General features: G+C 62.6%; 29 protein-coding genes. 21 read left to right on the top strand and 8 right to left on the bottom strand.

The genetic code is table 11. The features are described from left to right. Window positions 1-29: 29 nt before the first annotated feature. A complete protein-coding gene (locus ACWTU9_RS05615) occupies window positions 30-677 on the bottom strand; it encodes a thiamine phosphate synthase (RefSeq protein ID WP_455857433.1) in 648 nt (215 codons plus the stop codon). A 143-nt stretch (window positions 678-820) separates the two neighbouring features. Then, complete coding sequence (locus tag ACWTU9_RS05610) at window positions 821-1,738, bottom strand: DMT family transporter (RefSeq protein WP_455857432.1); 918 nt, start codon at window positions 1,736-1,738, stop codon at window positions 821-823. 132 nt (window positions 1,739-1,870) lie between these two features. On the opposite strand from ACWTU9_RS05610, the gene ACWTU9_RS05605 reads away from it, so the two are divergent. Then, window positions 1,871-2,308: an Lrp/AsnC family transcriptional regulator gene (locus ACWTU9_RS05605; RefSeq protein WP_454572978.1), complete on the top strand. Its 438-nt coding sequence runs from the start codon at window positions 1,871-1,873 to the stop codon at window positions 2,306-2,308. A gap of 22 nt (window positions 2,309-2,330) precedes the next feature. Here ACWTU9_RS05605 and ACWTU9_RS05600 read toward each other — a convergent pair whose 3' ends face one another. Further along, window positions 2,331-2,789 (bottom strand): N-acetyltransferase family protein, encoded by a 459-nt coding sequence (locus ACWTU9_RS05600; RefSeq protein ID WP_455857431.1) that lies wholly within the window; start codon window positions 2,787-2,789, stop codon window positions 2,331-2,333. Window positions 2,790-2,967: 178 nt separating this feature from the next. Between ACWTU9_RS05600 and ACWTU9_RS05595 the strand changes: the two genes are divergently transcribed. After that, entirely contained in the window at window positions 2,968-3,738 is a 771-nt protein-coding gene (locus tag ACWTU9_RS05595) for a sulfite exporter TauE/SafE family protein (RefSeq protein ID WP_455857430.1), read from the top strand. A gap of 41 nt (window positions 3,739-3,779) precedes the next feature. Here ACWTU9_RS05595 and ACWTU9_RS05590 read toward each other — a convergent pair whose 3' ends face one another. Beyond that, window positions 3,780-4,331 carry a DUF2269 family protein gene (locus ACWTU9_RS05590; RefSeq protein WP_455857429.1) on the bottom strand — a complete coding sequence of 184 codons (552 nt, stop codon included), beginning with the start codon at window positions 4,329-4,331 and terminating at the stop codon, window positions 3,780-3,782. 638 nt (window positions 4,332-4,969) lie between these two features. Between ACWTU9_RS05590 and rcdA the strand changes: the two genes are divergently transcribed. The 7 genes from rcdA to ACWTU9_RS05555 all read left to right on the top strand — a co-directional run bounded on the left by rcdA (window position 4,970) and on the right by ACWTU9_RS05555 (window position 9,563). Continuing rightward, the gene (gene rcdA, locus ACWTU9_RS05585; RefSeq protein WP_454572982.1) at window positions 4,970-5,500 is read left to right on the top strand and encodes a protease adaptor protein RcdA; all 531 of its coding nucleotides are present in this window, start codon (window positions 4,970-4,972) and stop codon (window positions 5,498-5,500) included. 67 nt (window positions 5,501-5,567) lie between these two features. Next, window positions 5,568-6,077 (top strand): crossover junction endodeoxyribonuclease RuvC, encoded by a 510-nt coding sequence (gene ruvC / locus ACWTU9_RS05580; protein ID WP_455857428.1) that lies wholly within the window; start codon window positions 5,568-5,570, stop codon window positions 6,075-6,077. Window positions 6,078-6,133: 56 nt separating this feature from the next. Further along, the gene (locus ACWTU9_RS05575; protein WP_454572984.1) at window positions 6,134-6,403 is read left to right on the top strand and encodes an AbrB/MazE/SpoVT family DNA-binding domain-containing protein; all 270 of its coding nucleotides are present in this window, start codon (window positions 6,134-6,136) and stop codon (window positions 6,401-6,403) included. Further along, complete coding sequence (locus ACWTU9_RS05570; protein ID WP_455857427.1) at window positions 6,381-6,800, top strand: type II toxin-antitoxin system VapC family toxin; 420 nt, start codon at window positions 6,381-6,383, stop codon at window positions 6,798-6,800. Before ACWTU9_RS05575 ends, ACWTU9_RS05570 begins: the two co-directional genes overlap by 23 nt. Window positions 6,801-6,822: 22 nt before the next feature. Then, a complete protein-coding gene (gene ruvA / locus ACWTU9_RS05565; protein ID WP_454586425.1) occupies window positions 6,823-7,443 on the top strand; it encodes a Holliday junction branch migration protein RuvA in 621 nt (206 codons plus the stop codon). Between the two features lie 43 nt (window positions 7,444-7,486). After that, window positions 7,487-8,524, top strand: a complete 1,038-nt coding sequence (gene ruvB, locus ACWTU9_RS05560) for a Holliday junction branch migration DNA helicase RuvB (RefSeq protein WP_455857426.1) — start codon at window positions 7,487-7,489, stop codon at window positions 8,522-8,524. Window positions 8,525-8,660: 136 nt separating this feature from the next. Further along, window positions 8,661-9,563, top strand: coding sequence for a metallophosphoesterase (locus ACWTU9_RS05555; RefSeq protein WP_455857425.1), 903 nt, complete (start codon window positions 8,661-8,663; stop codon window positions 9,561-9,563). A 3-nt stretch (window positions 9,564-9,566) separates the two neighbouring features. Here ACWTU9_RS05555 and ACWTU9_RS05550 read toward each other — a convergent pair whose 3' ends face one another. Beyond that, window positions 9,567-10,817 carry a glycoside hydrolase family 5 protein gene (locus tag ACWTU9_RS05550; RefSeq protein ID WP_455857424.1) on the bottom strand — a complete coding sequence of 417 codons (1,251 nt, stop codon included), beginning with the start codon at window positions 10,815-10,817 and terminating at the stop codon, window positions 9,567-9,569. 65 nt (window positions 10,818-10,882) lie between these two features. On the opposite strand from ACWTU9_RS05550, the gene ybgC reads away from it, so the two are divergent. The 9 genes from ybgC to ftsH all read left to right on the top strand — a co-directional run bounded on the left by ybgC (window position 10,883) and on the right by ftsH (window position 20,899). Beyond that, on the top strand, window positions 10,883-11,353 hold the full coding sequence (gene ybgC, locus ACWTU9_RS05545; protein ID WP_455857423.1) for a tol-pal system-associated acyl-CoA thioesterase: 471 nt from the start codon (window positions 10,883-10,885) through the stop codon (window positions 11,351-11,353). A 317-nt stretch (window positions 11,354-11,670) separates the two neighbouring features. Then, the gene (tolQ, locus tag ACWTU9_RS05540; RefSeq protein WP_454572991.1) at window positions 11,671-12,381 is read left to right on the top strand and encodes a protein TolQ; all 711 of its coding nucleotides are present in this window, start codon (window positions 11,671-11,673) and stop codon (window positions 12,379-12,381) included. Window positions 12,382-12,392: 11 nt separating this feature from the next. Beyond that, on the top strand, window positions 12,393-12,845 hold the full coding sequence (gene tolR, locus ACWTU9_RS05535; protein ID WP_455857422.1) for a protein TolR: 453 nt from the start codon (window positions 12,393-12,395) through the stop codon (window positions 12,843-12,845). A gap of 7 nt (window positions 12,846-12,852) precedes the next feature. Then, window positions 12,853-14,010 (top strand): cell envelope integrity protein TolA, encoded by a 1,158-nt coding sequence (locus ACWTU9_RS05530; protein WP_455857421.1) that lies wholly within the window; start codon window positions 12,853-12,855, stop codon window positions 14,008-14,010. A gap of 39 nt (window positions 14,011-14,049) precedes the next feature. After that, a complete protein-coding gene (tolB, locus tag ACWTU9_RS05525; protein WP_455857420.1) occupies window positions 14,050-15,354 on the top strand; it encodes a Tol-Pal system beta propeller repeat protein TolB in 1,305 nt (434 codons plus the stop codon). A gap of 260 nt (window positions 15,355-15,614) precedes the next feature. Continuing rightward, window positions 15,615-16,121, top strand: coding sequence for a peptidoglycan-associated lipoprotein Pal (gene pal / locus ACWTU9_RS05520; protein ID WP_455857419.1), 507 nt, complete (start codon window positions 15,615-15,617; stop codon window positions 16,119-16,121). Between the two features lie 213 nt (window positions 16,122-16,334). Further along, a complete protein-coding gene (gene ybgF / locus ACWTU9_RS05515) occupies window positions 16,335-17,417 on the top strand; it encodes a tol-pal system protein YbgF (protein WP_455857418.1) in 1,083 nt (360 codons plus the stop codon). Between the two features lie 52 nt (window positions 17,418-17,469). Continuing rightward, window positions 17,470-18,852 (top strand): tRNA lysidine(34) synthetase TilS, encoded by a 1,383-nt coding sequence (tilS, locus tag ACWTU9_RS05510; protein WP_455857417.1) that lies wholly within the window; start codon window positions 17,470-17,472, stop codon window positions 18,850-18,852. Between the two features lie 121 nt (window positions 18,853-18,973). Continuing rightward, complete coding sequence (ftsH, locus tag ACWTU9_RS05505) at window positions 18,974-20,899, top strand: ATP-dependent zinc metalloprotease FtsH (protein ID WP_455857416.1); 1,926 nt, start codon at window positions 18,974-18,976, stop codon at window positions 20,897-20,899. 67 nt (window positions 20,900-20,966) lie between these two features. Here the strand turns inward: ftsH and ACWTU9_RS05500 are convergent, their stop codons facing one another. After that, window positions 20,967-21,335: a winged helix-turn-helix transcriptional regulator gene (locus ACWTU9_RS05500; RefSeq protein ID WP_455857415.1), complete on the bottom strand. Its 369-nt coding sequence runs from the start codon at window positions 21,333-21,335 to the stop codon at window positions 20,967-20,969. Between the two features lie 185 nt (window positions 21,336-21,520). Between ACWTU9_RS05500 and ACWTU9_RS05495 the strand changes: the two genes are divergently transcribed. After that, window positions 21,521-22,285, top strand: coding sequence for an SDR family oxidoreductase (locus ACWTU9_RS05495; RefSeq protein ID WP_455857414.1), 765 nt, complete (start codon window positions 21,521-21,523; stop codon window positions 22,283-22,285). After that, complete coding sequence (locus ACWTU9_RS05490; RefSeq protein ID WP_455857413.1) at window positions 22,282-23,193, top strand: NAD(P)-dependent oxidoreductase; 912 nt, start codon at window positions 22,282-22,284, stop codon at window positions 23,191-23,193. Before ACWTU9_RS05495 ends, ACWTU9_RS05490 begins: the two co-directional genes overlap by 4 nt. 77 nt (window positions 23,194-23,270) lie before the next feature. Here ACWTU9_RS05490 and ACWTU9_RS05485 read toward each other — a convergent pair whose 3' ends face one another. Together ACWTU9_RS05485 and ACWTU9_RS05480 are read right to left on the bottom strand one after the other, a co-directional pair. Next, a complete protein-coding gene (locus ACWTU9_RS05485; protein ID WP_455857412.1) occupies window positions 23,271-23,720 on the bottom strand; it encodes a hypothetical protein in 450 nt (149 codons plus the stop codon). Between the two features lie 240 nt (window positions 23,721-23,960). Next, window positions 23,961-24,956 (bottom strand): hypothetical protein, encoded by a 996-nt coding sequence (locus ACWTU9_RS05480; protein ID WP_455857411.1) that lies wholly within the window; start codon window positions 24,954-24,956, stop codon window positions 23,961-23,963. Window positions 24,957-25,327: 371 nt separating this feature from the next. Here ACWTU9_RS05480 and glmM point away from each other — a divergent pair, with 371 nt between their 5' ends. Next, the gene (glmM, locus tag ACWTU9_RS05475; protein ID WP_454573001.1) at window positions 25,328-26,680 is read left to right on the top strand and encodes a phosphoglucosamine mutase; all 1,353 of its coding nucleotides are present in this window, start codon (window positions 25,328-25,330) and stop codon (window positions 26,678-26,680) included. Window positions 26,681-26,877: the final 197 nt, after the last annotated feature.

Raw genomic sequence — 26,877 nt, 5'->3', positions numbered from 1 at the left:
CCGCGATAGGAAGTCCTGGTCGGCGCACGTCAGTCCTCGAAGCGCGGCGCGGTTTGGTCGAGCAGCGCATTGGCGGCAGCAATCGCCGCCGCGGGATCGGCGCCGTCAGCGAAGACAGCGCTGGACAGCGCCACGAATTCGGCGCCGGTGTCCGCCACCGCCTCGACCGAGGCCAGTTCCGATCCGGCCATGACGATGCAAGGGATCTGGATCATGTCGGCCCACCAGCGGCCGAGCGACAGATTGCGCGGATGCGGCTCCGGTTTGTTGTCGTAGCCGAAGCGGCCGAAGAAGATGTAGTCGGGCCTGGTTTCGCCGAGCTCCAGCGCGTCGTCGCGCGTCTTGGCGCCACCGGCGCCGACCATCATCTTTCCCTGGAAGTGTTCGATGGTCTCGGCGAGTGCGTCCTTGGAGACCTCGACATGGATGCCGTCGGCCTGAACGCGGCCGGCGATGCGGGTGTCGCCGGCGATGATGACGGCGATGCCGGCCGCCTGCGCCGCCGGCACGATCTGTTCCGCAAAAGCTTGGAAGGCAGCCTCGTCCATGCCGTTCTCGGGCAGGATTAGCGAAGCGACATCGCCGCCCTCGAAGGCCGCGGCAATGCGCTCGGCCGGCGCGTCCTTGGGCGCGATCAGCACGATGCGGCAGCGGTTGGGGGGTGTTGCGTCGTTCATTGGCTTTCGATCCCGGATTTCGCCTATGCCGGGCGAAGATGGTTGCATTGCGGCATAGAGCAAAGCGCCCGCCTTGAACAGGCGGGCGGGGATCGATGCTATGGCTTTGGTTTACGACCGCAGGAGGGCGGTCGCCCCGCCGCTCATTTGACGGCTTGCGGGCTTTCGGCCGGCTGTTTGGCCTTCCACAATGTCCAGCCGAGATTCATGCCTGCGGCCGCGATCAGGATGGCGGCGGCGCCGACGAGCTGGGCCGGGTGCAATCGGTGGCCGAAGGCCATGACATCGACCAGAATCGCCACGACAGGATAGATGAAGGAGAGCGACCCCTGCAGATGCGTCGGCAGTTTCTGGATGGCGCCATACATCAATATGTAGACCAGGCCGGTGTGGACAACGCCAAGCGTGACCAGCATGGCCCAGCTCCAGGTGTCGGCGGGCAAATGGGAGAGGTTGGCAAAGGGCGCCAGCATGACGACGCCGACGCAGACCTGGATCAGTGCGATCAGATGTGGCGGGGTGCCCTTGAGCTTCTTGGCGACGATTGCGGCGACAGCCCAGAAGAAGGCGGCGCCAAGCGCCATGACGATACCGATGACATAATCGGTGCCGGTGATGCCGGAGCCGAGACCCGCATTAGGCCCTGTCTGCACGATCAGCAGCATGCCGGCGAAGGCGATACCGAGCCAGGTCAGCTTGGTCAGGGTCAGCCGCTCGCCGAAGAACAGCGCACCGAAGCCGACCAGCATGAAGGGCTGGGTGTTGTAGACCGCCGTGGCGATCGAGATCGAGGCGCGGGAGAAGGCGCTGAACAGCAACAGCCAGTTGATGACGATGGCCGCGCCCCCGAGCGCGGCAATGGCAAGAATGCGCAACGTCAGCCTGCCGCGCAACAGCCCCAGTGCTGCGCAGGTGACCAGCAGCGCCACCGCGCCGAAGGCGCAACGCCAGAACACCACTTCCATGACGGGCTGACCCGACATGACGACGAACCAGCCGATCGTGCCGATGATTGTCATCGCCGCCGTCATCTCGGTCGTGCCGCGCACCGTGCTGTCCATGGGGATACCTCTGCAAGCTGTTGACGCTTGATAATCTCATGCGCCGCAGGGGGTTTATATGCGTTGCTAAAGGTGATATGCGATGATTACCTTATTTAATAAGGCTTATGTGCCGTTTGCCGGAGAATTGAAATGCTGGACGAGCTGGACAGGAAACTTCTCGACATACTGGTCAAGGATTCCCGGACCTCGCTGAAGGAGCTGGCGAGCCAGGTCGGGCTCTCGTCGCCAAGCGTCTCGGAACGGCTGCGGCGGCTTGAGGAACGCGGCGTCATCCGCGCCTTCACCGTCGAGATCGATCCTGAGGCCTTGGGCTATCCGCTGCAAGCGATCGTGCGGGTGCGGCCGCTGCCGGGCAAGCTGCATATCGTGCAGCAGCTGATCGAGGAGATTCCCGAATTCGGCGAGTGCGACAAGGTCACCGGCGACGACTGTTTCGTGGCCCGGCTCTACGTGCGGTCGATGGGCGAGCTCGACAAGCTGCTCGACCGCATCGCCGACAAGGCCGAGACCAGCACCGCCATCATCAAGGCGCAGCCGATCCGCCGCCGCCCGCCGCCGCTGGGCTAAGCGGCTTTCCTGGAATTGCTCTCTAAAGCTCCAGCTTGTAGCCGATGTGGCTGGCCTTGAAGCCGAGCCGGTCGTAAAAGCGATGCGCGTCCTGGCGGCTCTTGTTGGTGGTCAGCTGGACAATCTTGCAGCCGCGTGCGCGGCACTGTTCGATCGCCCATTCCAGCATGCGTTGCCCCAGCCTTTCGCCGCGCCGGTCGGCTGCAACGCGGACAGCCTCGATCTGGCCGCGCCAGGCGCCCTGCTGCGACAAGCCGGCAAGATAGCTGATCTGCAGCGTGCCGATGACGCGGCCGCCTTCCGCCATCACTGCAAGAAGCTGGTTCGGATCGGCGTCGATGGTGGCAAAGGCGTCGCGATAGACCTTGGCGAGTGGCTCGGTCGGGTCCTCGCGGCGGCTCCCAAGCGGATCGTCGGCGAGCATGGCGACAATGGCCGGAAGATCGGTTATCTCGGCGCGGCGGATGTGGAGTTCGCTCATTGTCAAAACCCTGGTGCGTAGGGATGGCGACCTTATGCATCGGCGGCAGCCCTGCCGCAAATCGGGAAACGGCGAATTACGCACAGTTGATCGCCGTTGCCGGAATTTTCGCTGTCGCGACGCGCGGGTTGTGGGCTATTGCAGGGATAACCGTCTTCCCTCCAGCCATCCCTCACCCATGTCAGGTCTGCTCGCCGATCCGTGGTTTTATGCCGCCGCCATTCCGGCGGTCATTCTTGTCGGCCTGTCGAAAGGCGGCTTCGGCGGCGCCGTCGGCTTCGTCGGCGTGCCGCTGATGGCATTGGCCATGCCGCCGGTGCAGGCGGCCGCCATCCTGCTGCCAATCCTGTGCCTGATGGACATCGTTTCGGTGTGGACGTGGTGGGGCGTCTATGACCGCAAGATGCTGGTCGACATGATGCCGGGCGCGCTGATCGGCATTGGGCTGGGCTGGCTGACGGCAGCCCTGGTTACCGAAGAAATGGTGCGGCTCATCGTCGGCGCTGTCGCGCTGATCTTCGTGCTGCGCTGGCTCTATCTGCAGTTCCGCCACGGTTCCGACCATGCGGCGGCGCCCAACCGCATCGCCGCCGCCTTCTGGGGCACCGTTGCCGGCTTCACCAGCTTCGTCGCCCATGTCGGCGGACCGCCATTCCAGGTCTATGCCCTGCCGATCCGGCTCGACCCGAAGGTGCTATCGGGAACATCGGCAATCTTTTTCGCCGCCACCAACGCGCTGAAGCTGATCCCCTATTTCGCGCTTGGCCAGTTCGACACCGCCAACCTGACGGCGTCTGCCGTGCTGATGCCGCTGGCGCCCCTGGCCACCATTGCCGGCGCCTGGCTGGTGCGGCGCATGCGGCCGGAAATCTTTTATCCCTTCACCTATGCGACCGTGGCCGTGGTCGCGGTCAAGCTGCTGTGGGACGGAATCGCCGGCCTGCTGTAGAGGAGAGGCGACCGTGCGGCCGCCTTCACCATCTGCCGCAATCAGGCGGCGCTCGGCGTGAGGCGGCGGCTGCCGCCAAAGGCCAGCATGGCACCTGCAAGAATAACCACTGCCATGGCGGCGATGATTCCGAAGTCATTCGCGGTTGGTTTAAGTACCATGTCGGCGATGACCGCCAGCATCACCGCATAGTCGAAGCGCGCCGCGATCGTCATGCGCTGTGCCATGGCAAGAACAGCAGGCGAGACGCCCTCCTTGGCAATCATAGCCCCCAGACGCTCGCCGATCGGTTTGAAGATGAACATGCCGATTGAGAAGGTTGTGGCGTAGCCAATGAGACCGATGACGATCCATAGATCGGCGAAGCCGACCCAGAAGCTGCACATGATAAGGCCGAAGATCAGGGTCAACATCGACATCGGCGCGAAAAACCGGCCGCCCAACTGTCCGCTGGCGCGTATCGCCTGCAACTTTTCCTCGACGCTGCCGGCACGCTCGGCAAGCACTCCCAGCAGAAACAGCACGAACCCGCCGCCGACCCACAAAATGGCTGTGACGACGTGGAGGAATTTGACGATCGAATACCAGTCCATAGGTTGCTCCTGGGCAGTTCTGGTGGGTTGCGGCGGCACGGATTTGCGCGCGACGGCGTGAGGAGCGGGCGTTTAGCGCAACGCGTGTTTCGGAACGATGTCGCGTCGGCGCTCCAGCTTGTTACCGCAGTTGATCACCATGTGGGCGCAAGCCTGTGACGGCACGCTCGAATGCCAGACGGCGGTCATTTAAAACCCGGACAGGCTCTCTCGATGGTGCTTATTTGGGAATGCTGCTCTTCGCCTTCATTTCCTTGCCGGCTATCTGGAAGCGATGGCCGTTGTGCTGATACGGCACAGAAGGGCAGCGGTGGATCAAGAAATATCCGCGCCGTTAAGGGTTCATTAAGCTTTACAGGTGTTTACTATGTCCATCCAGTTATCTGGATTCTTACCGAGTGGTTGGAGCCACTTCGTTTGACGCCTCCCTGTTAAACTCCTGAGAGCCGCCTCATCCGCGGCTCTTTTTTTGTCCGCATTTTGGGCTGTCTCGCGCCCATGCGCCGGCGTTAACCGTTTGTTAAACATGTGCTTGCCTTCACCAGCGGTGAAGCGCATTTTCAAGCCTCAGTCATCTAGGGTGCCGGCGTGACGGCGAAGAAGCCGAATCAGCCGACGGGGCAGTGCAGGGGCGTACGATGAACGAGCCTTCGAAAGGCAGCGCGAAAACCATCAAACTGGCGGAACGCCGGGTTTTCTCGCAATCCTTCAAACCGCTTTACCAGGAAGGCATGGGCCTGGTAGAGCAGGCAGCCGAATATCTCGACGGCAAGGGCCGGGCCGAGGCGAAAAAGCTGTCCAGGCTGGCAGCGACGCTCTATGCGGCCGAGTCGATGCGGCTGACCACCAGGCTGATGCAGGTTGCCTCCTGGCTGCTCTTGCAGCGGGCGGCAAACTCCGGCGAGATGACCCGCGACCAGGTTGCTTCGGAAAAATCCAAGGTGCGTCTCGACACCGCGTCGGCGCATGACGAAGCGGTCGGCTGGAACGAACTGCCGAAGGATTTCCTCGACCTCGTCACCCGTTCGCTGCGCCTGCAGGCGCTGGTGCGCCGCATGGACGAGGAGATTTATGGCGGCGCGTTCGCCGAAACGCCGCCCGCCGTCCGCCGCGTCAATCCGGTTTCCGACCAGATCACGCTGCTGAACACGGCTTTCGCCCGGGGTTAAACGCCTCCCGTTTCCGGTTTGTTCACATTTCGCTGGCATCGCTGTCCGCCGGAGGTAGACTTGGCGGATGGGGGAAGCGATTCGCATCATCGGTATCGACCCGGGGCTTAGGCGCACTGGCTGGGGCATCGTCGAAAGCCTCGGCAATTCGCTGCGCTTCGTCGACTCGGGCACTGTGCGCTCCGACGACAAGGCGGCGCTGGCGACACGGCTTTGTCAGTTGCATGACGGGCTGGCCGAGATCCTGCATGCGGCCATGCCGCACGAAGCGGCCGTCGAGCAAACCTTCGTCAACAAGGATGCGGTGGCGACACTGAAGCTCGGCCAGGCGCGCGGCATAGCCATGCTGGTGCCGGCGCGCGCCGGCCTTGTCGTCGCTGAATATGCCCCCAATGCCGTCAAAAAGGCGGTGATCGGCGTTGGCCATGGTGACAAGAAGCAGATCCATATGATGGTCAAGGTGCTGTTGCCTAAAGCCACTTTCGACACCGAACATGCCGCCGACGCGCTGGCCATCGCCATCTGCCACGCGCATCACCGGCAGAGCGTGGCCTACCGGATGGCGATTGCCGGCTAGGTATGTTCTTGACTTGTTCACGGCGTGGCGATAAGTAATACCCTGGAGGTATTACCATGCGCGTCACCACCAAGGGGCAAGTCACAATCCCAAAGCAGATACGGGACCATCTGGGCATCGGGCCGGGTTCCGAGGTGGAATTCGTGGCGACGGACGAAGGTGCTCGTCTTGTAGCGGTCAACGAAAACCTGTCGGAAGAGGAGGTTTCCCGCAGGTTCAGCGAGTTGCTTGACCGGATGGAGGGATCCCTGGATCTGGGCGGTATGAGCACCGACGAATATATGGAGTGGTTAAGGGGGCCGCGTGAAGAACTCGACGTTGATTGATACCAATGTCCTCATCGACGTCTGGGGACCGGCTGGACCCAATACAAAGTGGTCGGCGTCGGCGATCGTTTCCTGCCGTCGCGATGGGGCATTGGTGGTCAACACGATTGTCTGGTCCGAGCTTGGGCCGCTGATAGCGACGGAGACCGCGCTTCGAAAAGCAGTCGATATGCTCGAGATGGTTCGGGAGTCTCTGCCTTGGGAGGCGGCATTTCTCGCCGGTGTCACCCATTCCCGTTATCGCCGGGCCGGCGGCGTTCGCGAGCGGACCTTGCCGGATTTCTTCATTGGCGCCCATGCAACGGTTGCCGGACATCGGCTTTTGACCCGCGACGCCGCGCGCTACCGCAGCTATTTTCCCGATCTCGACATCATCTCTCCGGAAACCCATTCATGAAGTCCTCGATGAAAGATCTGGCATGATCGGCAAGCTCAAGGGCTCGCTGGACGAGGTCGACGAGGATTTCTGTCTCGTCGACGTGCATGGCGTCGGCTATGTCGCCTATTGCTCGGCGCGTACGCTGGCTTCGCTGCCTCCGCCGGGCGAGGCGGTGGTGCTGTTCATCGAGACCTATGTGCGCGAGGACATGATCCGGCTTTATGGCTTTCAGTCGGTGCTGGAGCGCGAATGGTTCCGGCTCTTGATGAACAATGTGCAAGGCGTCGGCGCCAAGGTGGCGCTGGCCATCCTGTCGACGCTGGCGCCGGCCGACCTCGCCAATGCCATCGCGCTACGCGACATCGCCATGGTCAGCCGTGCGCCGGGCGTCGGCAAGAAGGTGGCCGAGCGGATCGTCACCGAATTGAAGAACAAGGCGCCGGCCTATGCCGGAACCGCCTCCGGCACGATCGGCCTCAAGCAGGAGCTCGGCGAGGGCGTGGCGCCGGCGCCGATCACCGACGCCGTCTCGGCGCTGGTCAATCTCGGCTATTCGCGCGACACGGCAGCCAATGCGGTGGCGGCGGCGCTGAAGACCGCCGGCGAGGACGCGGATGCCTCGAAGCTCATTCGTTTCGGGCTGAAGGAACTGGCGCGTTGAGCGGTTGCTTGTCCCGTACTTTGCCCTGTGCGAGGAAGGCGGCATGAGTCTTTCACCCCGCCTCATTACGCCGGAAAAGCACGGCGAGGATGCCGAGCAGACCTTGCGGCCGCAGACGCTCGCCGATTTCGTCGGACAGGCGGCGGTGCGGGCCAATCTCAAAGTCTTCATCGAGGCCGCCAAGGGCCGCAGCGAGGCGCTCGACCATGTGCTGTTCGTCGGACCACCGGGGCTTGGCAAGACGACGCTGGCCCAGATCATGGCGCGCGAGCTGGGCGTCAATTTCCGTTCGACCTCTGGCCCGGTCATCGCCAAGGCCGGCGATCTCGCGGCACTCTTGACCAATCTCGAAGACCGCGACGTGCTGTTCATCGACGAGATCCACCGGCTCAATCCGGCTGTGGAGGAAATCCTCTATCCGGCGATGGAGGATTTCCAGCTCGACCTGATCATCGGCGAGGGGCCGGCGGCGCGCTCGGTCAAGATCGACCTTGCCCGCTTTACGCTGGTCGCCGCCACCACGCGGCTCGGTCTGTTGACCAACCCGCTGCGCGACCGTTTCGGCATTCCGGTCAGGCTCAATTTCTATTCCGTCGAGGAGCTGGAGCAGATCGTGCGCCGCGGCGCCCGCATCCTGCAAATGCCGCTCGGCGACGACGGCGCGCTGGAGATTGCGCGCCGCGCCCGTGGCACGCCGCGCATCGCCGGCCGGCTGCTGCGCCGCGTGCGCGATTTTGCGTCCGTTGCCGGCGACGGTCATGTCGACAAGCAGATTGCCGACGAAGCCCTGACGCGGCTTGAGGTCGACGGGCTCGGCCTCGATGCGCTCGACCGCCGCTACCTCTCGATGATCGCCCGCAATTTCGGCGGCGGCCCGGTCGGTATCGAGACCATCGCCGCCGGCTTGTCCGAGCCGCGCGACGCCATCGAGGACATCATCGAGCCCTATTTGATCCAGCAGGGCTTCATCCAGCGGACGCCGCGCGGCCGGGTGCTGACCGCCAACGCCTGGCGCCATCTCGGCCTCGATGCGCCGAAGGGCCTGGCGCAGCAGCAGATCAACCTGTTCCAGGAGGAGTAACGGAGATTTGTTCTTCGGAACGGTTTGTCTGCGCAGAATCTCCTAAGCTCCGCCAGCGTGAAGGCGCATTCCTGGATTTTATCGAGCGTCGCAATGTCGGCGCGGACCGCTCCGATCAAGCATCGGAGCCAGGAAAGTGATCACCAGACGCGGGTTCCTGAAATTCGTCGGGGGTTCGTTCCTCTCATTTGCTTCGCTCAGCGCCTATGCGGTTGGCATCGAGCCGGTGCTGTTGACGCATGTGAAGCACTATCAGCTGACGCCGCCGCATTGGCCGACGGGTCTGAAGCTGCGGGTCGCGGTGCTTTCCGACATCCATGCGTGCCGCCCCTGGATGACGCCGGAGCGGATCGCTTCGCTCGCCGCCGAGGCGAATGCCCTCAAGCCGGATGTGATCCTCATGCTTGGCGACTATCCGGCCGGGACACGCCTGGTGACGGGCTGGGTGGATGCGTTGGAGTGGGCGCCGGCACTTTCTGGCCTCGAGGCGCCGCTCGGCGTCTGGTCGATCCTCGGCAACCATGACTGGTGGGAAGACCGTGCCGCCCAAAGGGCCGGCGCCGGACCGACGATTTCACGCAAGGCGCTGGAGGCCGTCGGCATTCCGGTGCTGGAAAACGATGTCGTGCGCCTGGAAAAGGACGGGCACGGTTTCTGGCTTGCCGGTCTTGCGGATCAGTTGGCATTGCTCCCCGGCCAGGAGTGGGGCCGGAGCCGTGGCAAGGGCCTGGACGATCTCGACGGCACGCTGGCCAAGATCACCGACCAGGCGCCCGTCATCCTGCTCGCACACGAGCCTGACATTTTTCCGAAAGTGCCGTGGCGGGTTTCGCTGACGCTGTCGGGCCACACCCATGGCGGACAGGTCAGGCTGTTCGGCTATTCGCCGGTGGTGCCGTCCCGCTTTGGCAATCGCTTCGCTTATGGCCATGTCGTCGAGAACGACCGCAACCTGATTGTATCAGGCGGGCTCGGCTTCAGCATCGCACCGGTGCGGTTCGGCATGCGGCCGGAGATCCTGCAGATAGACCTCGGCTAACTGCTAATGGAGCGACCGGATCGCATCCATCACAGCAGGTTCTGCCTTGTCGGCGTTGAAAGCATCGACGATTCCGAAGGCGCCGCCATAGCTCCACACCGACCATGAGAAGCCGTGTGCCTCGGCACGCGCGATCATGTCCTTGACATAGGCGGCGCGGTATTGCGGCGGCATCACATAGGGGTTGCCATATTCCTGGCGGATCATGCCGAATTCGCCGAGCGTGATATTTTCCGGCTTGATGGCGTTGGCCTTCGCCCACGCCTCGACTTTTTCGAACGGCGCATCCATGACGCCGAGCAATTTTTCGTTCGTGTCCATGCTGGCCACCTCCTCGTCGAGATAGGCGAGCAGCCCGTTCCGCCTGGTCCACGGCGCCTCGGCCCTCATCTTGGCGCGGATCGCATCCAGCGTTGCATCGAGTTCGGCACGCGGTACCGCAGTCAGCGGATAGGGCAGGCCGGTGACGTAGGGAATGAAATCGCCGGCCCAGGTGGCGCCCTGATGTGTCAGCAGGAACGGGTCGTAGGAGTGGAAGGTCCAGATGATGTTGTCGTCGGGGATCGACTTCGGGTCGATCCTGACCAGCGAGGCCGCGTTGGAATAGCAGGCGCCGGTGAGGATAAGCGTCAGCCTGGTGGCCGAGGCGCGCGCAGCCGCGAACAGCTTCTGCTGACGCTCCGGCCAGAGGCTGGTGCCATCGCTGTCGCAGTCGACGATCGGTTCGTTCATCGGCTCGAAAGCGACCTGCGTCGGGTCCTCGGTACCAAGCGTGCGCGCCATTTTGCCGATGACCTCGACATAGGCGTCGAAGGTGGCTGGATCGTCCATCACCTGGCCCATGCCGATCTGGCGGCCACCACCAGCCGGGATGAGGTGCATGTCGACGATCACTTTCAGGCCCGCGCGGTTGATCATGCGGGCCGAGTCCCGCACGCTGGCGTAAAGGTCGTCGCGCAGCGCCAGCGTCTGGTCCGACATAAACGGCGAGGGATCGACCGGCATGCGCAGGAAGTCGAAGCCGGCGGCCTTCAGTGTCTTGAGGTCATCCTCGTTGAGGAACTTGCGCCATTCGGGATAGGGCAGGATGGCCTTGGGATCGTTCCATTTGTCTTCCCCGACCCAGGTCGTCCATTGGTCGAGGTTGAGGCCGCGCTTCATCGAAAAGCTTGCGGTGTGGCCGGGCAGCGCAGACGCCGCCAGCACCAGCAGCGCCGCCATCAAGGTCTTGATCATCGCCGTCAACAGTGCCATCCGGTTTGCTGCGCTGGTGATTTTGGCAAGACAGGTGCCCCGCCGGGGGCAAAAAGGAAAGCGCGATGGACGATCATGGTGAATCGGCGGCACTCACTGCCGGGCTTTCCGGCGCGCTTACGGAATTCGGCCATCGGCTGATGGCGCGGGTCTATTATGCCGACACCGACTTCTCCGGCGTCGTCTACCACGCGCGCTATCTTGAATTCTTTGAGCGTGGCCGCTCCGACTATCTCAGGCTCGCCGGCGTCCACCACACTGAACTCCATGAAGGCAAACATGGCGAACGCATCGTCTGGGTGGTGCGGCGCATGGAGATCGATTTTCGTTCGCCCGCCCGCATGGACGATATCCTGACCATCGACACGCGCACCGAAGACATTTCCGGCGCCCGCATCGTCATGGCGCAGCAATTGAAACGCGGGACAGAGGTTTTGGTCGAGGCAAAGGTCCAGGCGGCGATCGTTGGCGAGAACGGCAGGCCGAAACGCTTTCCGAAGGAATGGATCGCTGCTTTTCTACCAAAGGCAGGCTGATATCCAGCCTGCCGGCCCCGCAACGAGCGGCTGATCGACAGTGCATTCGATTTTGATGGGACAACATGCCTGCCGGCGCGTCGAGGCGCGGCAATGCGCCGCGCCATATTTCCTAACCCATCCTTAACCATAACGGTTCATGAAGAGACTGGTGAAGATTGGAAGAATCCGCGCGCCTTCCTTTCACCAATATTTGCCCTGAAAAGGCCGCTAACGGTGCATTTTGGGGTAATCCGCAAGCTAGGCGCGAACGGACCACAAGGGATGCCCATGGGCCAGCCGCCAGCGATGCCCGGAAAATCTTAAGGACTTGAACGATGGAAAATATCGCACTCGCCGACCCGGCAGCGCATTTGTCGATTTGGGCGCTGTTCATGCAGGCCGGCTGGGTGGTCAAGCTGGTCATGATCGGTCTGCTCTGCGCTTCGATCTGGACCTGGGCGATCATCGTCGACAAGCTGGTCAGCTATGCGCGCATGCGGTTGGCGCTCAATCGCTTCGAGCAGGTGTTCTGGTCGGGACAGTCGCTGGAGGAGCTTTATCGCACCCTCGCCGATCGCAAGACCACTGGCATGGGCGCGATTTTTGTTGCCGCCATGCGCGAATGGAAGAAGAGCTTTGAGAAGGGCGCCAAATCGCCGCTCGGCCTGCAGACCCGTATCGACAAGGCCATGGACCTGGCGCTGACGCGCGAGATGGAGCGGCTGGAGGGACGGCTCGGCTTCCTCGCCACAACCGGTTCGGCGGCACCCTTCATCGGCCTGTTCGGCACCGTCATCGGCATCATGACTTCTTTCCAGGCCATTGCCGCTTCCAAGAACACCAGTCTTTCGGTGGTGGCGCCGGGCATCGCCGAGGCGCTGCTGGCAACGGCCATCGGCCTGCTCGCCGCCATCCCGGCTGTTATCGCCTACAACAAGCTGTCATCGGACGCGAACAAGATCGCGGTGCGGATGGAAGGGTTCTCGGACGAGTTCTCCGCCATACTCTCGCGCCAAATCGATGAAAAAGTCGCACCGAAGGCCTGAGGAGCAGCACGATGGGTATGTCCGTAGGCATTTCGGGGCGAGGCGGGCGCGGCCACAGGCGGCGCGGCCGCCATCACGCGCTGATATCGGAGATCAACGTCACGCCGATGGTCGACGTGATGCTGGTGCTGCTGATCATCTTCATGGTCGCGGCACCCTTGCTGACGGTCGGCGTGCCAATCGACCTGCCGGACACGCAGGCCAAGGCGATGAACGTTGATACCCAGCCAATCACCGTCTCGATCGACCCGGTCGGCAAGATTTTCCTGCAGGAGACTGAAATCCCGATCGACGAGTTGGTGGCCAAGCTGCAGGCGATCTCCAAGACCGGCTATGATGAGCGGATTTTCATCCGTGGCGACAAGTCGACCGACTATGGCACCGCCATGAAGGTGATGGCCCGCATTTCGGCCGCCGGTTACAAGAATATCGGCCTCGTTTCGCTCCAGGAACAGGAACAGTAGCACCAAGATGCGGACCGGCCTCACCACATCGGTGATCTTGCACACGGTAGCGTTAGCCTTCGGGCTGTTCACGCTGTCGTCGCCGCCTGCCATGCCCGCGTCCGATGCCCAATCGGTGTCGGTCGAAATCATACCGACGGAAGCCGTTGCGCAGACGCTGAAGGGCGACAAGAAGGCGGTGATGCACGAAAAGCCTGCGCCCACACCGACCAAGCGTCCTGATATCGTGCCCGATGCGCAAAAGGTGGGTGAGAACAGCACGGACACCGACGCGTCGGTAACGGACGAGGCCAAGCCGAAGCCGGTCGAGAAGACAGCGACGGCTGCCCCGGCGCCGACGCCGACAGAAAAGCCGAAGACCGAGGACACGCCGAAACCGAAGGAAGAGCCGAAGCCGACACCGGCAACGGAAGTGGCGCCAACGCCGCAGCCGAAGGAAGAGGTCAAGCCCGAGCCGGTCAAACAGGTGGAACCGAAGCCGACCCCGGCGCCCAAACCGGCGCCGGCGCCACAGCCGGAAACAACCGCCGCCATCGAACCGAAGCCTGAGGTCAAGCCCGACGCGATCGACGAGGCCATCGATCTGCCGCCACCGCCGGAAGAAACGCATCTGCCGAATTCAGCTCCCGCGCCCGAAGCGCGGCCGAAGCCGCAACCGGCGCAGGCCGAGAGCCCCAAGGCGCCGGACCGCAAGGACGCCGACAAGCCGGTCAAGGAAGCCTCGGCGAAGCCAAAGTCGGACGACAAGCAATTCGATGAGGGCGCTATCAAGGAGTTGCTCGACAAGCAGAAGCCGTCGGGCGGCGGCGCCAAGGGCTCGACGCAGCAGTCGTCGCTTGGCGGCGCGAAGGATCAGGGTCGGAAGCTGTCGAAGTCCGAGGAAGGGGCTCTGCAAGATCAGCTCAAAGGCTGCTGGTCCATTCCGGCGGGCCTCGAAGGTGCGGAAAACTTCGTGGTCGTGATTCAGTTCAACCTGAATGTTTCCGGGAAGCTTGACGGTCGCCCGACCGTGGAGACGTCGAGTGGCAATCGCCAGTTCGACGAAAGCGCCGTACGCGCCGTCCAGAAATGCGATATGGCCGGGCTGCAGGTTCCCGCCGGAAAGCAGGACATCTGGAACGATTTCGAGGTCACTTTCGATCCAAGAGAGATGCTTGGCCTCTAGGCCGAATGCGTAACAATCGAAGAAGAGAAGCGAAGAGACATGAGATCTTTCCTCAATCCGCTCCTGGTGCTTGTAGCCGTGACACTGGGCATAACGGCAGGCTCTGCCGTTCCAGCTCTGGCCAAAGTCGAGCTGAAGGTTACCGGAGGCAACATTGAACCGCTGCCGATCGCCATCACCGATTTTCAAGGCGGGCTCGGTCCCCAGATTTCCGAGATCGTCAGCGCCGATCTGAAGCGTTCTGGTCTGTTCGCACCGATAGACAAGAACGCCTTCATCGAAAAGATCGCCAATCCGGACGCGCAGCCGCGCTTCGACGACTGGAAGGTGATTAACGCCCAGGCGCTGGTCACCGGCAGCGTCAGCAAGGAGGCCGACGGCCGCATTCGCGCCCAGTACCGGCTTTGGGATACATTCGACGGGGTGCAGATGGCAGGCGAACAGTTCTTCGCCAATGATGCCAATCAACGCCGCGTCGCTCACATCATTGCCGATGCGATCTATGAACGGATCACCGGCGAGAAGGGCTATTTCGATACGCGCGTCGTCTTCATCGACGAATCAGGCGCCAAGAATGCGCGCAAGAAGCGGCTCGCCATCATGGACCAGGACGGCGCCAACGTCCGCTATCTCTCGGACGGCCGCTCGATCGTGCTGACGCCGCGTTTCTCGCCGAACCGGCAGGAAATCACCTATATGTCGTACGAAAGCGGTCAGCCGCGGGTCTATTTGCTGCAGATCGAAACCGGGCAGCGCGAACTTGTCGGCAATTTCCCCGGCATGACCTTTGCGCCGCGCTTTTCGCCTGATGGTCAGAAGGTGATCATGAGCCTGCTGCGCGATGACGGTAATTCCAACATTTTCGCCATGGACCTGCGCAGTCGCTCCACGACCAGGCTGACCAACTCGACCGCCATCGATACCTCGCCCTCCTATTCGCCCGACGGCAGCAAGGTGGTGTTCACCTCCGACCGCGGCGGTCGCGCTCAGATTTATGTGATGGGCGCCGACGGTTCGGGCCAGACCCGCATTTCCTTCGGCGACGGCGTTTATTCGACGCCGGTGTGGTCGCCACGCGGCGACCTGGTCGCCTTCACCAAGCAGACCGGCGGCGAATTCCAGATCGGCGTCATGAAGACCGACGGCTCTGGCGAGCGCATTCTCTCTTCCGGCTTCCAGCAGGAGGGACCGACCTGGGCGCCCAATGGCCGCGTGCTGATGTTCTTCCGCGACTCAGCGGGTGGCCCGAAACTGGTTTCCGTCGATCTCACCGGCCGCAACGAGCAGCCGATTCCGACCGCAAACTTTGCGTCCGACCCGGCCTGGTCGCCGTTGCTGGAATAAACCAAATTTGCTTCGCCGCGGCCTGCCTCGTTGCAACTTGGCAACAGTGCCCTAAAAGCCCCGTTTTGGGGCTTTTTTCACGCCAAAGTCGCCTTTTGGCCGCATTTCCGCCTACGGTCCGCGACCATTGTGGCATCAGTTATTTCGGCTGCGGACGGGTGCCGAAACCAAATTTTAACCGTGTTTCTTGAATGCCGGTTAACCCAAACGTGGTTACTGGGTGATCAACGAAATCACTCGAAATGCGAAGGAGAGGCGGCATGGGCCGTATTGCAGCACTTACCAGAAACCCGGCGATGATCTGCCTGATCGCGATGCTCGCCATCACCGGTTGCGCCTCGAAGAAGACCCCGAACAGCGCCGCCGACCTCGGCCTCAATGGTGCGGGTGCCGCAACGCCCGGCTCGGCGCAGGACTTCACGGTCAACATTGGCGACCGCATCTTCTTCGATACGGATTCGTCCTCGATCCGTGCCGATGCGCAGACGACGCTGTCGCGCCAGGCGCAGTGGCTGAACCAGTACAAGCAGTATGCCATCGTCGTCGAAGGCCATGCCGATGAACGCGGCACGCGTGAATACAATCTGGCGCTCGGCGCCCGCCGCGCCGCCGCCACCCGCGACTTCCTGGTCGCCAGGGGCGTTTCGGCAAGCCGCCTGAAGACGATTTCCTACGGCAAGGAGCGCCCGGTCGCGGTTTGTGACGACATCTCCTGCTGGTCGCAGAATCGTCGCGCGGTCACCACGCTCTCTGGCGCCGGCTCCTGATACGCAAGACTGCGGCGCCTTAGTCGCAAAATTGCAACACCTCCATGCGAAAGGCGGCCATTGGCCGCCTTTTTCAGTTCTGGTCCCGGAAACAAAATTGGGAAACAAAATTTGGCCGAAGTCTCGCCTCCTGCTATGAGCCGAGGGCGCCTGGCTGGTTCCACAGTGATTGGAAGGCGCGAACAGGCTCACGAATTACACGGCGAGAGGCACATGCATTTCAGATCGGTCTTGAGCGGCACGCTTGCGCTGCTGCTCGTATCAGGCTTCGCGGCTACTGCGAGCGGCACCGGACAACCCGCGGATAGCGGCTTTTCCTTCCATCTGCCGACGCTAGGCATTTTTGGCAAGAAAGAGAAGCCGGAGCAGCAACAGATCGCGCAGCAGCAGGACGGCACCACTGCCGCCAGCCTCGAAGAACAGCTGCGGCAGATGAACGGCAAGATCGAGGAACTCAATTTCCAGGTCCTGCAGATGCAGGAGCAGATGCGCAAGCAGCAGGAAGACAACGAGTTCCGCTTCCAGCAGCTGGAAGGCGGCTCTAGCGGGCAGCCGCCGGCGCAGAAGAAATCAGAGGCGGCGCCGCAGGATGGCAATACCGACAACAGCGTTGCCGAGGCCCCGGCAACGCAGGCGCCGGCCGATTCGGGTGCACAATCGGATGGCGGCCAGAGCGTCGGTGAAGTCATCGTCGAATCGCAGACCGGCGATCCCGGCAAGGTGATCACCGGCACCCCGCCAAAGACGTTCGGTACCATCACCGTCGACAAGAACGGCAATGTGGTCGATGCGGGCGGCAGCACGCAGGCGACAGCGCCGACGGAAGGTGCGGCTCCCGCCGCCGAGGCGCCGGCGACCGGTCCCAAAGCCGGCAAATCCGACGGCACGGCGGTGGCGGCGTTGCCTGCCACCAACAATCCGGAAGAGATCTACCGCAACTCCTACCAGTTCATCCTGTCGGGCGATTACAGCACCGCCGAGCAGGGTTTTCGCGACCACATTGCCCGCTTCCCCAAGGACGCCAAGGCGGCGGACGCGCATTACTGGCTAGGCGAATCCCTGCTTGGCCAGCAGAAATATCATGACGCGGCCGAGGTCTTCCTTTCTGCCAGCAAGGACTATCCGAAGGCCAAGAAGGCGCCTGACATGCTCCTGAAGCTCGGCGTGTCGCTGGTCGGCCTCAAGCAGAAGGATGTCGCCTGCGCCACCTTCGGCGAGATCGGCAAGCGCTATCCCGATATTTCGGCCGCGCTCAAGGAACGCGTCAAACAGGAAAGAGCGCTGGCGGCGTGCTAGTCTTCCCCTCGCATGTCGGTATCCGGGGACCCCTTTTGGGCGACATGCACTGATGCTCGATACCGAGCCTGACTTTTCGGATTTTTCAACGATCGACTTTTCCAACGGCGCCGTTGCGGCCGTGTCCGGCGGCAGCGACTCCACCGCCCTCCTTCTTCTCCTCAAAGCTCATCTCGACCGCAGCGCCCCGACAGCCAGGCTGCTGGCGGTGACGATCGACCATGGTCTGCGTCCGGAATCAACGGCGGAAGCACGCGCCGTTGCAAAGCTCTGCGCCGAACGCGGTATCGTGCACCGCACACTCAGCTGGTCCGAAGCCAAGCCGTCGACCGGCCTGCCCGCCGCGGCGCGCGAGGCACGCTACCGGTTGCTGGCCGAGGCCGCGCAGGCGCATGGCATCGGTGTGGTCGTGACCGGCCACACCGCCGACGACCAGGCCGAGACCGTGCTGATGCGAGCCGCACGGAATGATGGCCACAAGCTTGGTGAAACGGTAGGCCGAGGCCTCGCCGGCATGGCCCCGGCCACCCTCTATGATTGGCGGATCTGGATCGCGCGGCCGCTGCTTGGTTTACGGCGCGCGGCATTGCGCGCCTTCCTTCGGCGCGAAAATGTCGGCTGGGCGGAGGACCCGACCAACATCGATGCGCATTTCGAACGGCCGCGCATTCGTGCCGTGCTCGGCGAAGACCGAAGCGGGCAGCGTTTTGCCGAGGCGATCGGCCTAGCCAGGCGGGCCGCCGCCGAGCGCGAGCAACTCGGCCGCCGCGCCGCCGCGCTGATCGGTGAATTTGCCAGCCGGCCGGCGAAGGGTCTCATCCGTCTCGATCCCGGTTTTGTCAGAGCCGAAGACACGCGCGCAGCGGTTTATGGGCTGCGTGTTCTGCTGGCAGCGACCGGCGGCGTCGCGTTGTTGCCGGACCAGGCGCGTAGCGAAGCGCTGCTCGAGCAAATGCAGGCCGGACCGCTTTGCGCCACATTGTCGCGGACGGTCGCCGATATCAGGCGCACCGGCATCTTCCTGTACCGTGAATCGCGCGACCTGCCGCCTGCCGCACCGTTGGCGGCGGGACTCTGGGACGGTCGCAGGCGGGTCACCGAGGCAGGGGCGATCACATTGGGCGACAGTTCTGGTGCATTGTTGATCGCGCCGCTCGGCGCGACTGCCGCCGCCAAACGGATTGCCGGGAATGGCGCGCCAGCGAGCCTTGTTCGCGCCGCCTTGGCTGCGGAACCGGCGCTGTGGCGCGGCGGCGAATGCCTTGGCTTTGCAGGGGATGCAACGGCGGTGCCGGCATTCGCGGTCAGCCCAGCCGTCGCACCTTTTGCACGCTTCCTGCCTTGCTTCGATCTGGTGCTGGCCGGGGCCGTCGCCGAACTGACCGGCGCGCCGCCCGTCCCGGCCTTGCCTTCCAGCCGCCACAGTGCCGGTTGATGGTGGCGCGAAAGCTTAACCCAGACGTGCTGTTATGCTTGGCAAGGGGAGGCGCTCTCCCTATGTTAGGCCCAAGTTTCCTCTCATACGCGTGCCCCATCGGGTGCCAACGGGACAATTGATGAATCCGAATTATCGCAACCTCGCGCTCTGGGCGATCATAGCGGTCCTGCTCATCGCTCTCTTCAATCTGTTCCAGACGCCGCAGACGCGCGGAGCATCGACCGACGTTCCCTACTCGCAGTTCCTGCAGGAGGTCGCGGCCGGCCGGGTCAAGACGGTGACCATCGCCGGCGACCGCATCATGGGCACCTACACCGACAACGCCAATGGCTTTCAGACCTATTCGCCCGGCGATCCGCAGCTGGTCTCGCGGCTTCAGGACAAGAACGTCGTCATCAATGCGCGTCCTGAATCGGACGGATCCACCTCGTTGTTCAGCTATCTCATCTCCTACTTGCCGATGATCCTGATCCTCGGCGTGTGGATATTCTTCATGCGCCAGATGCAGTCCGGTTCCGGGCGCGCCATGGGCTTCGGCAAGTCGAAGGCCAAGCTTCTGACCGAGGCGCATGGCCGTGTCACCTTCCAGGATGTCGCCGGCGTCGACGAGGCCAAGGAGGATCTGGAAGAGATCGTCGAGTTCCTGCGCGATCCGCAGAAGTTCCAGCGCCTGGGCGGCAAGATCCCGCGCGGTGTGCTGCTCGTCGGCCCCCCCGGCACCGGCAAGACGCTGCTCGCCCGCTCGGTCGCCGGCGAAGCCAACGTGCCCTTCTTCACCATTTCGGGTTCGGACTTCGTCGAGATGTTCGTCGGCGTCGGCGCGTCCCGTGTCCGCGACATGTTCGACCAGGCCAAGAAGAATGCCCCCTGCATCATCTTCATCGACGAAATCGACGCCGTCGGCCGCCATCGTGGCGCCGGCCTCGGCGGCGGCAATGATGAGCGTGAGCAGACGCTGAACCAGCTGCTGGTCGAGATGGACGGCTTCGAATCCAACGAGAGCATCATCCTGATAGCTGCCACCAACCGGCCCGACGTGCTCGATCCGGCGCTGTTGCGTCCGGGCCGCTTCGACCGCCAGGTGGTGGTGCCGAACCCCGACATCGTCGGCCGCGAGAAGATCCTCAAGGTGCATGTGCGCAACGTTCCGTTGGCGCCCAATGTCGACCTCAAGGTGGTCGCGCGTGGAACGCCGGGGTTCTCCGGCGCCGATCTGATGAACCTGGTCAACGAATCCGCCCTGATGGCCGCGCGCCGCAACAAGCGCCTCGTCACGATGGCCGAATTCGAGGACGCCAAGGACAAGATCATGATGGGCGCCGAGCGCCGTTCGTCGGCAATGACCCAGGCCGAGAAGGAGCTCACCGCTTACCACGAAGCCGGTCACGCCATCCTGGCGCTCAACGTGCCGTCCGCCGATCCGCTGCACAAGGCGACCATCATCCCGCGCGGCCGTGCGCTCGGCATGGTCATGCAGCTGCCGGAAGGCGACCGTTATTCGATGAGCTACAAGTACATGGTCTCGCGGCTTGCCATCATGATGGGCGGCCGCGTCGCCGAGGAGTTCAAGTTCGGCAAGGAGAACATCACTTCGGGCGCGTCCTCCGACATCGAGCAGGCGACCAAGCTGGCACGCGCCATGGTCACGCGCTGGGGCTTTTCCGACAAGCTCGGCCATGTCGCCTATGGCGACAACCAGGAGGAGGTCTTCCTCGGCCATTCGGTGGCGCGCACGCAGAATATCTCGGAAGAGACGGCGCAGATCATCGACGCCGAAGTGCGGCGCCTGATCGACGACGCCTATTCAACCGCCAAGGCGATCCTGACCAAGAAGAAGAAGGAATGGATCGCTTTGGCGCAGGGCCTGCTCGAATACGAGACGCTTTCGGGCGAGGAGATCAAGCAACTGATCGCCGGGCAGAAGCCGGCACGAGATCTGGGGGATGATACTCCTACGAGCCGCGGTTCAGCCGTGCCGAAGTCCGGCCGCCGCAAGAAGGGCCCGGAGCCCGAAGGCGGCATGGAGCCTCAACCTTCGAGCTGAGCTGAAATCACTCGATCCAGGAAAACGCCGCGGCTTCAATCCGCGGCGTTTTGCTGTCCACGGTTTATCAAAGAGCAAGCTGTTCGGTTACACTTGCTTTGCCGGGGCGCGCACCATCAGTACGGCCAGCATGTTGCTTGCCCCATCTGGCCAGCGGGATCAGGGCATTGTCCAGCTCGATGCCGAATTCGGTAATCGAGTATTCGACCCTCGGCGGCACCTCGGGGAATATCTCGCGGTGAACGATGCCGTCGGCCTCCATTTCGCGCAGCTGCTGGATCAGCATCTTTTCGCTGATGTCAGGCACCAGTCGTTTCAGTTCACCGAATCGTGCCGGCGCCTTGTGAATCTGCCAGAGCAGTAATGCCTTCCATTTTCCGCTGATAACTTCCAGCGCCGGCCCCAATCCGCAACTATCTGGCTGTTTCTTTCCCATGTTTCATCCAATTCTGAGCAATCGGTGGGTAGCTTACATTTTTGTCGGTACTTGAGAAAAACCAAGCCGGTCCATAGCTTCAAACCAGCTCGCCGGCATTGGCGAACACCACAACATCATATCGGTATCTCGCTTCGGTCTGCAAAGGCCGTCGGCGGCCTGATTTTGTCAAAAAGGAATGGATCATGACACGATACGCAAACAAGAAGGCCGTTGTCATCGGCGGGACGCACGGCATGGGCCTCGCCGTTGCCGAAGCCCTGATCGAAGACGGCGCCGAAGTTCTGGTCACCGGCCGCGACCAACGCAACATCGAGGCCGCCCGCAGAAAGCTGTTTTCGCGAGCTCATATCGTGCGGTCCGATATCAGCGACATGGCCGATATCGTCACGCTCGGTGCTGAAGTGGGGCAGAAGCTCGGCCAGGTCGACTTCCTTCACGTCAATGCCGGGGTAGCCAATCTCGAACCCATGGAGCGGGTCACCGAGGACAGTTACGACCGCACCTTCAACATCAATGCCAAAGGCGCTTTCTTCATCGTGCAGCGCCTGCTGCCCCTCATCAGGGATGGTGGCGCCATCGTCTTCACCTCGTCGATCGCCGACGAATCCGGCACCGGCGGCATGAGCGTATATTCAGGATCGAAGGCGGCACTTCGCGCTTTCGCCAAGGTCCTGGCCGCCGAACTTCTGCCGCGCCGGATCCGCGTGAATGTGGTCAGCCCCGGCTTCATCGACACACCGACGATGGGCGTGGCCGAGGCCTCGGCCCAGGAGCGGGCGGCCTTCATGGCGATCGGCGACGCGGTCACCCCGATGAAGCGCCACGGCACGATGGAGGAAGTGGCGCGTGCAGTCCTGTTCCTGGCTTTCGATGCAACCTTCACCACAGGCGCCCGGCTGACTGTCGATGGCGGCCTTGGGCAGGCCCTAAGCCCCTTGCCGGTGTGATCCGGCCCAATCTGAAACGACGGAGTTACAAGATGAGCGATATTGCTGTAATCGGCCTTGGCGCCATGGGCACGGCTCTCGCCGGAGCCTTCCTCGACAAGGGCCACGTGGTGACGGTGTGGAACCGCTCTTCGGCAAAAGCAGAGGCTTTGGCGGCCAGAGGCGCGGTCGTTGCCATGAGCCTTGAGGACGCCGTCAGGTCGAGCAAGCTGATCGTGGTGTGCCTGCTCGTCTACGACACGGTCCATGAAATGCTGGCTCCGGCGCAGCTAGCGCTGTCGGGTCGCACGGTGGTCAACCTCACCAACGGCACGCCCGAGCAGGCGCGGGCGATGTCCGACTGGGCGGTCGGGCACGGCGCCGACTATATCGATGGCGGCATCATGGCGGTGCCGCCGATGATCGGCGGGCAGCATGCCTTGATACTATATAGCGGCTCCAGGCAAGCCTACGACGCTCACGCGGGACAACTCGATGCGCTCGGCACCAGCAGATATCTCGGAGAGGATGCTGGCCTCGCACCACTCTACGATATCTCGCTTCTGGCCGGCATGTACGGGCTGTTCGCGGGCGTGCTGCAGGCACTGGCGATGACGGGAGCAGCCGGGATCCCCGCCGGGGAATTCATGCCGCTGCTGATGTCATGGCTGCAAGCGATGCAAGGTGGCTTGCCGAAATGGGCAGAGCAAATCGATGCGGGCGACCACACCAGCAATGTCGTCTCCGGTCTCGGCATGCAGGCTGATGCGTTTGTCAATCTGATCGACACAAGCAGGTCGGCTGATGTCAGCACCGAGTTGATCTTGCCGATGCAAGATCTGATGAGGCGTGGCGTGGCGGCAGGCAAAGCCAACGCGGATCTTTCCAGCCTGGTCGAGCTTCTTCAACTGTCAAAGAAGGTCGTCTGAAGCTGGCAACATCACGCTTCCAACAGAAGGCCCGCGAACCTTACGGTTCGCGGGCCTTCGATGTTCAGCTGATGCGATCAGCTCTTCAGCTTGGCATTGCACAGGCTGTAATAGCCGCCGCCCTTCTGGATCCAGCGAAGGCCGTTCAACGTACCTGCATCCTTGTTGCCGTGGTAACCCTGCAGGCAGGTCTTCATCCGTGCCTTCGCGGGCTTTTCGGTCTTGAACTCAGCGGCGAGGGTGGTCGGGAATGTCACGCCTGCCGGCGCTACAGTGGGAACGACCACCGCGCTGGTTTCCTCTTTCGGCGGCTCGGCTTTGACCGTATCCGCGCTGGCACTTTCCGCGGCGGACGTAGCGCATTTCTCCGTGCGAAACGCGGTCCAATCCATGCCGTTCAGCGTGCCGCCTTCCTTGGCTGTGCGATAGGCCTCGCCGCATTCCTTCATCGTCAGTGCGCTTGCAGGGGCGACGCTCCAAGCAAGCAATGCCGTCACAGCCAATGCCGCCAATTTCAATCTGGACATAAGACCCTCCTGGTTGACAAAAGTTCGATGTCTTTTTGTATACTGTTTGTTCCGCATATGTTCAATCGGAATCTTTGCCAACCGCCGATAAGGTGGGCGGTGGGCAGTGTGGGCGAATGGATGATGCCAACAGCTTCCGCGATATTAGATGCGAGCAAAGCGGGGCGTCTTCGAGCGTAACAAAAAGGCCCGCGCATGTTGCGATGCGCGGGCCTCTGTCTGAAGAATATGGCTACGCGATCAGCTCTTCAGCTTGGCGTTGCACAGGCTGTAGAAGCCGCCACCCTTCTGGATCCACTTCAGGCCCTTCAGCGCATTGGCGTCCTTCAGGGCATAGTACTGCTCAAGGCAGGTGTGCATGCGGCCCTTGCCGGGGCTTTCGCTGGCATATTTTTTGGAGATCGCCGTCGGGAACTTCACGCCCTTGGGCGCAACGACGGTCGGTGCCTCCGGATCTGCCTTGTAACTTGCCTCATCCACAGCCGGCACGGTGTCGTCATCGTCAGCGCCGGCGCCGCATTCGGCCTTGCGGAAGTCGTTCCACTTCTTGCCGCCGAGCTTGTTGGCAGCCTTGGCCGCCTGGTACTTGGTGCTGCAATCGGCCATGCTCAGGCCTTTGCCGCTCTCGGTGCTGGCAGCCTTGGTCGTTGCCTTGGCGGGTTGGACCGAGGCGGAAGCACCTGCGGCGCATTCGGTCTTGCGGAAATCGTTCCACTTCACGCCATTGAGCGTGCCGGCAGCCTTTGCCGCCTGGTATTTGGCGCTGCATTCCTTTGATGTCAGGCCCTTGGCGCCGTCGTCGGCGGTCGCTGCAGCTTTGGTCGTCGCCTTGGCGGGCTCAACTGAGGCGCTCGCGCCGGCGGCGCATTCGGTCTTGCGGAAGTCGTTCCATTTCGCGCCGTTCAGCGTGCCGGCAGTCTTGGCGGCCTGATACTTGGCGCTGCATTCCTTGGCCGTCAGACCCTTGGCGTCATCGGCCGCCGCGGCGGCCTTGGTGTCCGCCTTGGCAGCGGCCGCCTTCTTGGCCGGCTTGGCGGTCTCGGTCGTGGCGGCTGCATCGGTGCCGCATTCGGCTTTACGGAACTGGTTCCAGGTCTGTCCGTTGAGCGTGCCGGCGTCCTTGGCCGCATTATACTTGGTACTGCATTCGGCCATGGTCAGCGCGTTGGCCGGCGCCGCCATGAACAAGGTTGCGACGGCAAGACCCGTCAAGGTTGCAAGTCGATGGATGAGCATGGCGCGTTTCTCCCGTTGCTGCCGCCGATGATGTCCCTTTGGTGAATCAATAGTCCTCAACGCTAGGCTGCGCCAGATGCTAAACCGCGGTGATACTGTCGGAAAGCGCGTCCTCCCGACAAGGTGATGAAATCGTTGTGATCTGGGGCCTCCAGCACAAGGATTTCCGGATCAACCGGCGTCGTGCGGCGCAGTGTGATCGGTATATTGCGGCAAGACCGTGTCGTCGTCCTAAGCCGCTAAGGCTCCCGGACAGCCGCTACAATGAATTTCTAAGAATTGGTAATATACAATCACACAATGTGATCGTAAGGCTTGCCGAATTGTGGCATTAGAAGCCGGCTGAAAAACCGACGGGGATTCTGGCTAACATGGCAGGACGTTATTTCGGCACCGACGGCATTCGCGGGCGTGCCAACAAATTTCCGATGACGGCTGAGATCGCGATGCGGGTCGGCATGGCCGCCGGCCTGTCGTTCCAGCGCGGCAGCCACCGCCACCGCGTCGTGCTCGGCAAGGACACGCGGCTGTCCGGCTACATGATCGAGAATGCGATGGTGGCCGGCCTTTGTGCCGCCGGCATGGATGTGTTCCTGCTCGGCCCGATCCCGACGCCGGCGGTCGCCATGCTGGTGCGATCGCTGCGCGCCGATATCGGCGTCATGATCTCGGCCTCGCACAATCCCTACTTCGATAACGGCATCAAGCTGTTTGGGCCTGACGGCTACAAGCTCTCCGACGAGATCGAGGAGCGCATCGAGAGTATGCTCGACAAGGACATCGAACTGGCGCTCGCCGACTCCGACGGGCTCGGCCGCGCCAAGCGTGTCGACGGCGTGCATGACCGCTACATCGAATTCGCCAAGCGCACGCTGCCGCGCTCGATGTCGCTGTCGGGTCTCAGGATCGTCGTCGATTGCGCCAATGGCGCCGCCTACAAGGTGGCGCCCGCCGCCCTTTGGGAATTGGGCGCCGAGGTCATTGCCATCAATGTCGAACCGAACGGCTTCAACATCAACAAGGAATGCGGCTCGACCCATCCGGCCGGCCTGCAGAAGAAGGTGCATGAAGTGCGCGCCGATATCGGCATCGCGCTCGACGGCGATGCCGACCGTGTCGTCATCGTCGACGAAAACGGCACGATCGTCGATGGCGACCAGATCATGGCGCTGATTGCCGAGTCCTGGCACCAGAGCGGGCGGCTCGCCGGCGGCGGCGTCGTCTCGACGGTGATGTCCAATCTCGGCCTCGAACGCTTCCTCGGCGACATGAAGCTGCAGCTGCACCGCACCAAGGTCGGCGATCGTTATGTCGTCGAGCACATGCGTGCGCACGGGTTGAATGTCGGCGGCGAGCAATCGGGCCACATCGTGCTGTCCGATTTCTCGACCACTGGCGATGGCTTGGTCTCGGCTCTGCAGGTGCTGGCCTGCATCAAGCGACAGAACCGGCCGGTCAGCGAATTGTCGAAGAAGTTCGAGCCGGTGCCGCAGCTGTTGAAGAATGTCCGCATCGCCGGCGGCAAGCCGCTCGAGGAAGCCCCCGTCAAGGCCGCGATCGAAGATGCGCGCAACCGTCTCGGCAAGGCCGGGCGACTGGTCATCCGGCCCTCCGGCACCGAGCCGCTGATCCGCGTCATGGCCGAGGGTGACGACCCGCAACTGGTCGAAGCCGTGGTCAACGACATCGTTGACATCATTTCGGAAACGCGCAGCGCCGCCTGATCGCGCTGCCTCCACCGGCAGGCGCGAACTGCCGGCTCGAAGACCTCAAGGCCCGCCTCCAGGTGGGCCTTTTTGTTTTCGCCAGGGCGGTTCCAGCATCGTGCCGGGCGGCAGCTGTTTGCTAAAATGTCGATAATTCGTGGTTAATCGACAGGGTTAAACGCCTTTTAACTTTTCCAATTCATTATCCACAACTG

Source organism: Mesorhizobium sp. 128a, assembly GCF_053848025.1.
Note: the sequence above shows the minus strand (reverse complement) of the source record. Positions and strands in the feature narration are given on the sequence as shown.

What these genes read in the sequence shown, in the direction of transcription:
- ACWTU9_RS05615 (WP_455857433.1), bottom strand. Translation starts at nt 677, where the DNA reads ATGAACGACGCAACACCCCCCAACCGCTGCCGCATCGTGCTGATCGCG.
- ACWTU9_RS05610 (WP_455857432.1), bottom strand. Translation starts at nt 1,738, where the DNA reads ATGGACAGCACGGTGCGCGGCACGACCGAGATGACGGCGGCGATGACA.
- ACWTU9_RS05605 (WP_454572978.1), top strand. Translation starts at nt 1,871, where the DNA reads ATGCTGGACGAGCTGGACAGGAAACTTCTCGACATACTGGTCAAGGAT.
- ACWTU9_RS05600 (WP_455857431.1), bottom strand. Translation starts at nt 2,789, where the DNA reads ATGAGCGAACTCCACATCCGCCGCGCCGAGATAACCGATCTTCCGGCC.
- ACWTU9_RS05595 (WP_455857430.1), top strand. Translation starts at nt 2,968, where the DNA reads ATGTCAGGTCTGCTCGCCGATCCGTGGTTTTATGCCGCCGCCATTCCG.
- ACWTU9_RS05590 (WP_455857429.1), bottom strand. Translation starts at nt 4,331, where the DNA reads ATGGACTGGTATTCGATCGTCAAATTCCTCCACGTCGTCACAGCCATT.
- rcdA (WP_454572982.1), top strand. Translation starts at nt 4,970, where the DNA reads ATGAACGAGCCTTCGAAAGGCAGCGCGAAAACCATCAAACTGGCGGAA.
- ruvC (WP_455857428.1), top strand. Translation starts at nt 5,568, where the DNA reads ATGGGGGAAGCGATTCGCATCATCGGTATCGACCCGGGGCTTAGGCGC.
- ACWTU9_RS05575 (WP_454572984.1), top strand. Translation starts at nt 6,134, where the DNA reads ATGCGCGTCACCACCAAGGGGCAAGTCACAATCCCAAAGCAGATACGG.
- ruvA (WP_454586425.1), top strand. Translation starts at nt 6,823, where the DNA reads ATGATCGGCAAGCTCAAGGGCTCGCTGGACGAGGTCGACGAGGATTTC.
- ruvB (WP_455857426.1), top strand. Translation starts at nt 7,487, where the DNA reads ATGAGTCTTTCACCCCGCCTCATTACGCCGGAAAAGCACGGCGAGGAT.
- ACWTU9_RS05550 (WP_455857424.1), bottom strand. Translation starts at nt 10,817, where the DNA reads ATGGCACTGTTGACGGCGATGATCAAGACCTTGATGGCGGCGCTGCTG.
- ybgC (WP_455857423.1), top strand. Translation starts at nt 10,883, where the DNA reads ATGGACGATCATGGTGAATCGGCGGCACTCACTGCCGGGCTTTCCGGC.
- tolQ (WP_454572991.1), top strand. Translation starts at nt 11,671, where the DNA reads ATGGAAAATATCGCACTCGCCGACCCGGCAGCGCATTTGTCGATTTGG.
- tolR (WP_455857422.1), top strand. Translation starts at nt 12,393, where the DNA reads ATGGGTATGTCCGTAGGCATTTCGGGGCGAGGCGGGCGCGGCCACAGG.
- ACWTU9_RS05530 (WP_455857421.1), top strand. Translation starts at nt 12,853, where the DNA reads ATGCGGACCGGCCTCACCACATCGGTGATCTTGCACACGGTAGCGTTA.
- tolB (WP_455857420.1), top strand. Translation starts at nt 14,050, where the DNA reads ATGAGATCTTTCCTCAATCCGCTCCTGGTGCTTGTAGCCGTGACACTG.
- pal (WP_455857419.1), top strand. Translation starts at nt 15,615, where the DNA reads ATGGGCCGTATTGCAGCACTTACCAGAAACCCGGCGATGATCTGCCTG.
- ybgF (WP_455857418.1), top strand. Translation starts at nt 16,335, where the DNA reads ATGCATTTCAGATCGGTCTTGAGCGGCACGCTTGCGCTGCTGCTCGTA.
- tilS (WP_455857417.1), top strand. Translation starts at nt 17,470, where the DNA reads ATGCTCGATACCGAGCCTGACTTTTCGGATTTTTCAACGATCGACTTT.
- ftsH (WP_455857416.1), top strand. Translation starts at nt 18,974, where the DNA reads ATGAATCCGAATTATCGCAACCTCGCGCTCTGGGCGATCATAGCGGTC.
- ACWTU9_RS05500 (WP_455857415.1), bottom strand. Translation starts at nt 21,335, where the DNA reads ATGGGAAAGAAACAGCCAGATAGTTGCGGATTGGGGCCGGCGCTGGAA.
- ACWTU9_RS05495 (WP_455857414.1), top strand. Translation starts at nt 21,521, where the DNA reads ATGACACGATACGCAAACAAGAAGGCCGTTGTCATCGGCGGGACGCAC.
- ACWTU9_RS05485 (WP_455857412.1), bottom strand. Translation starts at nt 23,720, where the DNA reads ATGTCCAGATTGAAATTGGCGGCATTGGCTGTGACGGCATTGCTTGCT.
- ACWTU9_RS05480 (WP_455857411.1), bottom strand. Translation starts at nt 24,956, where the DNA reads ATGCTCATCCATCGACTTGCAACCTTGACGGGTCTTGCCGTCGCAACC.
- glmM (WP_454573001.1), top strand. Translation starts at nt 25,328, where the DNA reads ATGGCAGGACGTTATTTCGGCACCGACGGCATTCGCGGGCGTGCCAAC.